Raw genomic sequence first — 7,663 nt, forward strand, 5'->3', positions numbered from 1 at the left:
TCGGGGCCGACGTGGATGACCGCGGTCACGGGTGCGCCCCGGCCAGCGCGGGGGCGGCGGCCGGCGGGGCGTCCGCCCGCTCGGGGCGCGGCAACCGGGCGAACGCCATCGTCGCGCCCAGGGCCAGTCCGATCGCCAGGGCGTCCATCGGCATCTCGGGCAGCGGCCACACGGCCGTGATCGCGAGCAGCGCGGAACTGACGGCGGCGGCCAGCTTCGCCTGCGGGGTGGCGCGCCGCACCGCCCGCACCACGGGGGTGAGCGCGAACCAGGCGAACACCAGCATGCCCACCGCCCCGGCCTTGGCCAGCCACCATTGGTAGAACAGGTGCGAGTAGGTCGGGCCGAGCTTCCAGGAGAAGGCGTTCGGGTCGTTGCCGGAGGGCAGCTGGTAGGCGTAACCCAGCCCGTGGCCGAACACCGGCGCCTGCGCGATCGCGTCGTTGAGGCGGGCGACCTCGCGCAGCCGGTCCAGGGTCGACTCGTCGACGGCCAGTGCGCTGGCGGAGACGCCGCCCAGCACCCGCTGGTTGAACGCGCTGAACTGGTCGCTCAGCCACGATCCGGCGCCCGAATGTTGCAGCAGGAACAGCGATCCGGGCACGGTCACCGCGAACACCGCCGCGCTGAACGCGACCACGCCCGCCGTCCGGCGGATGGCCGGCCAGCCGAAGCTGGTGACGAAGGCGACCGCGGCGGCCACCGCGATGGCGATCAGGGTGTTCCGGGCGAAGGACAGCAGCGAGATGATCAGCGCGGGCGGCCCGAACGCGAGATACACCGCGGGGCGCACGCGCCCCATGACGGCGGCCGCGACGAGCCCGGACAGCGCGGCGGTGGCCGGCGACTGGATCGACAGCACGATGCGCAGGGCCTGCCCGGCGCCCGTCGCGCCCTCCAGGCTTTCCGCCCGGCCGGCCAACCGAATGGCGTGCAGCGAGCTGATGATGGCCATGCCCGCCGAGAACCACAGGATCACCACCATCACCCGCAGGGTCCACCGGACGTAGCCGCCGTAGACCACCAGCAGGGCCATCACAAACCCGATGACCATCTCGATCAGCGTCGTCGACTCGCGCACCACCATCGTCGAGTCGTGGCCGACCTCGAATCCGAGCAGCGTGTAGTAGAGCACGGTCAGCAGGAAGACTCCGGGCAGCAGCCAGTCGCCGAACCGCAACCGCACCTTGGGCAGCAGGTACGCGATCGCGAGCAGCGCGGCACCCTGATAGGCGTACACCGCCAGCGGGCCGATGACCTTGCCGACGTGCAGGCCCTCCGGCAGCGCGGCGAACGCGCCGAACAGCGTGACGCCCACCATGCCTTCGGGTTTCACCCAGTAGACGACGAGGCAGAACAACGCGGCGATGAGGATGACGCCCTCGGTGGTGCGGCGCACCGAGAGCACCCCGAACAGCACGCAGCCGAACAGGAAGACCGCCAGCAAAACGCCGTCCACTGCCAGGCGACGGCGACCGGGCAGGTAGGGGATCACGCCGGCCCGCTGACCTTTGCGCGGTAGTTCTTCGCGGCGGCCCGCAGGTGCATTGACGGCCGGGCGTCGGTCAGCACGGTGCCGACGATCTCTGCGCCCGCCGCGCGGAACGCGCTCAGCGCGTCCTTCAGTTCGTCGACCGTCGTGCGGTTCGCCCGCACCACCAGCACGGTCGCGGACACGGCGCCGGCCAGCAGGCCGCTGTCGGCCGTCGCCAGCACCGGCGGTCCGTCGACGACGATTCGGTCGAAGCGCGACGAAAGATCGTCCAGCACGCGGTCGATCACCTCGGGCAGGAAGGCGCTGGCGGTGGGGGCGTCGCGGCGCGCGGTCCGCGACGCGAGGGTGAACAGCTTCGGGATGCCGGTCGGCTTGACGGCTTCCGCGGCGATGTCGGGGTTGGCCAACGCGTTGCCCAGCCCCTCCCCCGACTCCACCCGCAACAGCCCCGCGATGACGTGGCGGCGGGTGTCGCCCTCGATCAGCAGGACGTCCTCGCCGATCTCGGCGAGCGCCAAGGACAGGTTGAGCGCCGTCGACGTGGTGCCCTCACCACCGAACGGCGCCGCCACCAGCACGCGCCGGGCGTCGGGGCCCATCGCCCGCAGCAGCCGGGCCCGCAGCCCGCGCACGGCGTCGTCGAAGGTGGGGTCGCTGCCGAACCGCGGGGTGTTGCCCCGCTTGCCGGTCAGCTCGGCCAGGGTCGGCAGGCCCGAAAGTTGTTCCAGTTTCTCGCGGGTGCGCACCGTGCGGTCGCCCGCTTCGCGGGTCAGGGCCACCGCGATGCCCAGCAGTATCCCCGCGATCAGCCCCATCGCCATGTTGCGCGCCGGCACCGGGGTGATCGCGTGGTCGGGCACCCGGGGCGGCTCGACCACCCGGGCCCGGGCCACCGGCAGCGGCTTGGCCGGCGTGCCGGTCGCGTCCGTCGGCTGCACCACCACCGGCGCCGCGGGTTCGGCGTCGTCGGGCTTGGGCGCCACGGACGGGCCGGCGGTCGCGGGGGCGGCCCGGCCGTTCGGGCCCGCGCCCGCCCCGAGCGTCGGGATCAGCGCGGCGAACTGGTCGGCCATGGCCCCGGCCAGCGCGGCCGCCCGCGACGGGTCGGTGTCCCGGACGCTGATGGTGAACAGCATCGACTTCGCGGTGTATTTCACCTGGGTCTGCGAGACCAGGTCGTCGGCGCTCAGCGGCACCTGCAGCTGGGCGACGGCGCGCTGCGCGACGGTGCGGCCGCCGGCGATCTGGGCGTAGGACGACAACCGTTCCTGCGCGGTCAGGGTGCCGTTGTACAGCTCGGTGAGGTCGGTGGCGCCGGGGAAGGAGACGAGGAGGGTGGCCGACGACTGATAGTGCTTGGTCTGCACGGCGGTGACGGCAGCGGCGCCGATGGTGCAGGCGAGCAGCGCCCCCAGGGCCAGTTTCCAATGCGCGAGCAAAACCCTGGTGAAGGTGCGGAAATCCATCCACTAACCTCTCTGGATCGACGCCCGCCGACAGGCGCCGAATTGTGTCACTTCACACCCGCCGCGCAAAGTTCATCCGACATTATGCACCCATCGTGACCTCGGAACCGGCGGTTCGGCGGGGGGTTCGGCGACTTTGCTGCGGCGCCGCGCCCGCCGCTCACCGCGGGGGCACGGAGGTCAGCGCGTCGCGCGGTATGTCGAGCGTGGCGAGCGGATAGCCGCCGGCTTCGTCGCGCCCGTGGCGGGCCAGGTGCATGGGTGGATAGTTCACCACGTGCGACGCACCCGGCTTGTGCTGCTGCCAGTCGACCGAGGCGCGCAGGGTGTAGTGCCCCGGCGGCAACCCATTGAGGTCCACGGACACCGACTCGGTGTGCGACGTGGCGACGGGCTCGTCGCCGGAGTCTTGAGACTTCCCGGGCGCCAAGGTCTTCAGCGCGACGGTCGCCGGCAGGGTGCGCACCGCGGCGCCCGCGAAATCCACGAGCCGGTAGGTGGGCACCCAATTCTCGACGGCCGCGGCGGACCCGTAATTGGTCCACACCACCGACAGCGTCGCGACGCCGTCGCGCACCGTCTGCGAGTCGGGCCGCGGCTCGACCGAATAGCGGTAGCCGGCGAAGACGTTGGCCTTGGCCCACAGCAGATACAGGGCGGGGTCCATGGGAGTGGTCGCGTCGACCGCCGGGAAGTTGAAGCTCGACGTCATCGACACGTGGTATTTGACGACGTCGCGCAGGCCCTTGTCGTAGTAGGTGCGCGGGTCGGTGCCGTCGGGCAGCTGGCACCACTCGGTGATCACCAGGCCCGACGCCATCCGGTCCTTGAGCTGACCGACCAGCGGGTTCTTGGTCTGCACGTAGTGGGAGCCGTCGGCTTCGGCCCACGCCGGCAGGGGCGCCAGCACGCCGAGGCAATCGGACCGGATGCCCACCGGCGCCGACAGCTTCTTGGTCACGTCGTCGTCGAGCAGCTGCTTGACGATCTCCGGGTTGAGCGGCGTGGTGACCAGCTGGGTGTGGGGGAACGCGTCGACGTTGGCGGCGACCAGCTGCTGGATCGATGCGCTGGTGATGCTCTGGTCGCGAAACTGGCTGTAGTAGCCCAACTTCGCGACGCTCTCGTCCGGCGGCGCCCCGGGGGCGCCCAATTTGTCCCGCAGGTAGGCGATGTGGTTTTCGCTGAAGTCTCCGTATCCGGAGAACTCGAACACGCTGAGCCGTTCGTCACCGTCGTAGCGCCGGCCGAGCGCGGCGAGCAGGTCGCCGAAGGCACGCAGGTAGGCGGGGTCGTTCCAGTTCGGGACCACCTGGGTCACCCCGGGTGTCCACCAATACCGTTGCGGCCCGGGGTATTCGGCCGACGCCGGCCGCATCCAGTCGGGGATGGCGATGTTGGTGTTGTTCGGGTAGCTGGCGTCGCAGCAGGAGTTGTAGGCGAACACCCGCAGCGTCAGCCGCATGTTGCGGGTGGCCAGTTTGGTCAGCGCCTCGTCGATCACGCTGAAGTCGAACTTCTTGTCATCGGGGGTGTCGGGGGGCAGCGTGCCCGGGTCGGCGGGCTGCAGTTGGCGCCAGGACACCCGCAGGCTGGCGTCGTCGGAAGCTGGCCACGCCGGGTAGCGCCGCTGGGCCGGGTTGGCCTGCGGGAACAGCGGCATCATGAGGTCCTCGTACTGCCCGCGCAGCGGGTTGGCGATCTCCTGCACGCCCGGCGGGATCGTCGCCCCGGGCACCACCACGAGCGGGCCCGACGCGCCACGGTCACCCCCGCCGCATCCGCCCAGCAGCAGCGCCGCGCACAGCACGGCGACCGCCCTGCCTATTCTCGAGTGTCGGAGCATCGTTGCGATGTTAGATCCCGCCCAGGGGCAACGTCTCGCGGTCGGCGAGGAACGGCAGCGGCATCCACCGCGCAGACAACAACGCCTCCATTGCCTCGCCGGGCACCGGACACGACAATAGGAAGCCCTGCGCGCGGTGGCAGCCGTGCTGCATCAAAGTCTTTGCGGCGGCCGGGGTTTCGACACCCTCGGCCACCACTTCCAAGCCGAACGCCTCGGCCAGACCGATGATGGCGCGCACGATGGCCAGATCACCGGCACTCGTTCCGAGCTCGCGCACGAAGCCGGTGTCGATTTTGAGCATGTCAACCGGCAGCGACTTCAGGTGCGACAGCACCGCGTAGCCGGTGCCGAAGTCGTCGATCGCGACCTGCACCCCGACATCCTTGAGCTCCGCCAACGTCTTTCGTGTCATGTCGATGTCGTGCACGACCGCGCGCTCGGTGATCTCCAGGCACACCGACCCCCCATCGATGCCGAACTCCTCGATGATGTCGGCGACGGACTGGACGAAGCCGCGGGTGAGCAGTTCCAGCGGTGAGACGTTGATGCGCAAGATGGCGCCCTGGCCGACGCCGTTGGCGCGCCACCGGCTGAATTCGGCGCACGCGCTGCGCATCACCCAGCGGCCGAGTTCGGCCGCGAGGTTGGTGGTTTCGGCGACACCGATGAAGGCGTCGGGCAGCAGCAGCCCCCAGACCGGGTGCCGCCATCGGACCAGCGCCTCGGCTCCCACGACGGCGCCGGTGCCCAGGTCGACCTCCGGAAGATAATGCAGCAGCAGGGCTTCGCCGTCGATGTCGCCCTGCAGGTGCAACTCGATGTCGTTGCGGAAGGCGCGCTTGAGCGACATGTCGTCGGTGGACACCGCGGTCTGGTTGCCGCCGGCCCGCTTGGCGGTCAGCACCGCCTCGTCGGCGCGGCGCAGCAGGTCGGTGCAGTTGTCGTGGCCCGGCATGCCGACGGCCAGCCCGATGCTCACGGTGCGGCTGATCACGTGGCCGCCGATGGCCAGGCGTTCGCACAGCGTCGTCGACAGGCCGCGGGCGAGCGTCTCCGCGGCCTCCGACGACATCGGCTGATCGGGGACGACGACGAACTCGTCGCCGCCCAGCCGGGCGATCACGCTGTCGCTGCCCACGCATTCGCCGATGCGCTGCGCGAACAACCGGATGAACCAGTCGCCCGCGGTGTGGCCCAGCGAATCGTTGATCGGCTTGAGCCGGTCCAGGTCCAAATAGAGCACGGCGACCGGTCCGGGCCGGTCCGGCGCGAGGCGCTCGGCGAGGCGCGCGAGCAGGGCCCGCCGGTTGTACAGGCCGGTCAGGTCATCATGCTCGGCGAGGTAGCGCAGCCGCTCCTCGGCGGCGATGCGGGCCTGCAGCTGCGCGAACAGGGCGGCGACGGCCTCGAGGGTGTTGAGCTCCTTGGCTTTCCACTTGCGCGCCCCGAACCTGACGAAACCCAGCAGCCCGGTGGTGATGCCGCCCGCCACCAGCGGCGCGGCCGCCACCGAGGGCGAGGCCGGTCCGCCGGGCGCGCGCCGCCCCGACCGGCCGGCCGGGTCCGGCCGCAGGACCACGGGTCGGCGGCCGTGCTCGCACTGCTCCAGCAGCGAGCGGGCGCCGTCCGCCCGGAGGAAAGCCATGGGGTCGGGGTCCGGCGCGTCAGTGCGCGGCGGCCACTGGGCGACCAGCTCCGTCGTCTGGGTGTCGTGGTCGTGGTGGCACAGGAAGCTGGCGTCGACGTCGAACTCCTCGACGAGCTGCGCGAGCACCTGGCGGCTCACCGCGGTCGCCGAGGCCGCGGTGGCTTCCATGAGTTGGGTGGCGACGGAGGTGACGACCAGGTCCAGGCTGCGCTGCACGAACACCTCCGGTAGGGGCAGGGCAGGGGTCGTTACCGCAAGAAACCTTAGCACCCGCGGCGGAGCCCGACCGGGTGTGCGCGGCGGTCCGCGCACCCGCTACCGCGCGTCGCTCGAAATGTCGAGGGTGGCAACGGGATACAGGCCCGAGCCGTCGCGACCGTCGCGCGCCAGCGCCATCGGCGCGTAATTGACGACGTGCGAGGCGCCCGGCTTGTGCTGTTGCCAGTCCACCCCGGCCCGCAGCGTGTAGTGCCCGGGCGCCAGCCCGGTGATGTCGACGTGCACCGCCTCGGTCGCCGACTCGGGGACCGCCTCCTCGCGCGACTGGCTGGAGTCGTCGTGCACGAGCGTCTTGAGGTTGACGGTCGAGGGCAGGTTGCGCACCACCGCGCCGGAGAAGTCCACCAGTTTGTAGCCGGGCGCCCACTGTTCGGTGGCCGCCGCCGCGCCGTAGTTGGTCCACGCCACCGAGATGGTCGCGACCTTGCCCTGGATCGACTGGGAACCGGGCTTGGCCTCGACCGAGTAGCGGTAACCGGCGTAGGTATTGGCTTGCGCCCACAGCAGATACAGCTTGGCGTCCATGGCCGACGACGAATCCCGGTCGGGGAAGTGGGCGCTCGCCGTCATCGAGACGTGGTAGCGGACGACGTCGCGCAGGCCCTTCTCGTAGTAGGACCGGGGGTCGGTCCCGCCCGGCAACCGGCACCAGTCGGTGATCACCGGCGCCGAGACCAGGCGCTGTTTGATCGCGCTGACGACCGCGTCGTTGGTGCGCACGTAGTGCGAGTCGCCGGACTCCGCCCACTCGGGCAACGGCGCTTGCACGCCAAGGCAATCCGCGCGGACGCCGACCGGCGCGGACAGCCTCTTGGTGACGTCGTCGGCGAACAGCTCACGCACGATCTCGGGGTTCTGCGGGCTCACCACGAGTTGGGTGCGCCCGAAGGCGGCGACGTTGGCCGCCACCAGCTGCGCGACGGCGG

The 7,663-nt window shown here is 70.9% G+C and carries 4 protein-coding genes and 1 pseudogene; all 5 read right to left on the minus strand.

The genetic code is table 11. The features are described from left to right. Window positions 1-25: 25 nt before the first annotated feature. Window positions 26-1,495 (minus strand): O-antigen ligase family protein, encoded by a 1,470-nt coding sequence (locus tag A5714_RS17490; RefSeq protein ID WP_068065274.1) that lies wholly within the window; start codon window positions 1,493-1,495, stop codon window positions 26-28. Beyond that, the gene (locus A5714_RS17495; RefSeq protein ID WP_068287194.1) at window positions 1,492-2,961 is read right to left on the minus strand and encodes a polysaccharide biosynthesis tyrosine autokinase; all 1,470 of its coding nucleotides are present in this window, start codon (window positions 2,959-2,961) and stop codon (window positions 1,492-1,494) included. The genes A5714_RS17490 and A5714_RS17495 overlap by 4 nt, the downstream gene beginning before the upstream one ends. A gap of 160 nt (window positions 2,962-3,121) precedes the next feature. Further along, window positions 3,122-4,807: a hypothetical protein gene (locus tag A5714_RS17500; RefSeq protein WP_068287197.1), complete on the minus strand. Its 1,686-nt coding sequence runs from the start codon at window positions 4,805-4,807 to the stop codon at window positions 3,122-3,124. A gap of 10 nt (window positions 4,808-4,817) precedes the next feature. Continuing rightward, window positions 4,818-6,674: a bifunctional diguanylate cyclase/phosphodiesterase gene (locus A5714_RS17505; RefSeq protein ID WP_068287200.1), complete on the minus strand. Its 1,857-nt coding sequence runs from the start codon at window positions 6,672-6,674 to the stop codon at window positions 4,818-4,820. Between the two features lie 99 nt (window positions 6,675-6,773). Beyond that, a pseudogene (locus A5714_RS17510) lies at window positions 6,774-7,663 on the minus strand (hypothetical protein); the annotation flags it as partial.

It is taken from the genome of Mycobacterium sp. E2462, assembly GCF_001672685.1.
Taxonomy (GTDB): domain Bacteria; phylum Actinomycetota; class Actinomycetes; order Mycobacteriales; family Mycobacteriaceae; genus Mycobacterium.

Excerpts from the sequence above, each read along its gene's own strand:
- A5714_RS17495 (WP_068287194.1), bottom strand. The coding sequence starts at position 2,961 with ATGGATTTCCGCACCTTCACCAGGGTTTTGCTCGCGCATTGGAAACTG.
- A5714_RS17500 (WP_068287197.1), bottom strand. The coding sequence starts at position 4,807 with ATGCTCCGACACTCGAGAATAGGCAGGGCGGTCGCCGTGCTGTGCGCG.